1 protein-coding gene and 1 pseudogene are annotated in these 1,262 nt (G+C 27.5%); both read left to right on the top strand.

Annotated features, from left to right (window positions below):
- Positions 1–232, top strand: a pseudogene (locus HMPREF9131_RS03690) (DNA repair exonuclease); the annotation flags it as partial.
- A partial coding sequence (locus HMPREF9131_RS03695) for an AAA family ATPase (RefSeq protein ID WP_009345425.1) occupies positions 219–1,262 on the top strand: 1,044 nt, incomplete at its 3' end. The pseudogene HMPREF9131_RS03690 and the gene HMPREF9131_RS03695, both read left to right, overlap by 14 nt.

The following is a 1,262-nucleotide window of genomic DNA, read 5'->3' on the forward strand; positions in this document are numbered from 1 at the left end:
TGGAGATATTGATTATCTACTAGATTATTTAAAATCATCTCTTGATGGATTTTATATAGAAATAGAAAATAACATTAAGCCAGCAATTGATATTGAAACTATTTCAAGAGAAAACGAGAATAATATTCTTGGACAGTTTATTTCATCCTTTGACTTGGATAATGACTTAGAAAAAGAGGCTATGAAAATTGGCATCAAGTATTTAATGGAGGAATCAGATGCTTTTAGATAAAATTTATTTAGGTGCTTTTGGAAAATTCAAGGGAAAAGAAATTGATTTAAGACAAGGAATAAATATTATTTTTGCAGAAAATGAAGGAGGTAAATCCACAAGCCATGCCTTTATTGATGGAATTTTTTATGGATTTTCAAAAGATAGCTTAAAGGCAAAAAGAACTGATGAATTATACGAAAAATATAAACCTTGGCAAGGTAGTGATTATAAGGGTTATATAGAGCTTACAAAAGATGATAAGTACAGAATAAGTAGAGATTTTTCAAATAATAGCATTGAAGTTTTAAATTTAACTAAGGGCACTAATATTTCTAATTTAGCAATTTTTAAAAAATATTCGAGAATAGAAGAGCCGGGGCTTTATTTTTTTAATATGAATAGGCATTTATTTCATTCAACTTTTTATATCAGACAGTTGGAAAGCATAATAGATGAGAAAGCCAGCAAGCTATTGAAAGAAAAAATTTCAAATTTTATCACTTCTAATGATGAAAAAATAAATTATCATTATGCTCTTGAAAAGCTTGAAGAGGATTTAGATTCTTATGGAAAGCCGACTAGAACAAAGACTAAGATTGGCTCAATTAATAAAAGGCTTGAAGAGATTAATAAAGGGGAATTAGAACTAGATGATAAAAGAATAGAATATTTTAAGGGCTTAGAGATTTTAAAAAAAGAAGAATCAGCTCTTGAAGCTGATAAAAAAAATTTACTTGCTGCTAATATTAGAGATAACAAGGACTTACAAAGACAAATTAAATCTATAGAAGAAAAAATTATAAACGAGAAAGCCAAGGCTGTAAGTATTAATGATTTTCAACAATCTGTAGAGTTAAATAGAGAGATTAAAAAAGATTATTTGCAGATAGACGAGCTTTTACATGCTAATTATGAAGTTTTTCAAATAGATGAAGATATGGAAAGGGATTTTGAAGATTTAAAGTCCTATAAGGAGAAAATTTCTGAGCTTAATAGCGTGAATTATTCAAAAGAAATGGAATTTTTATCAGTAGATATCAGAAATTCT

It is taken from the genome of Peptoniphilus sp. oral taxon 836 str. F0141, assembly GCF_000179335.1.
Lineage (GTDB): Bacteria > Bacillota > Clostridia > Tissierellales > Peptoniphilaceae > Peptoniphilus_A > Peptoniphilus_A lacrimalis.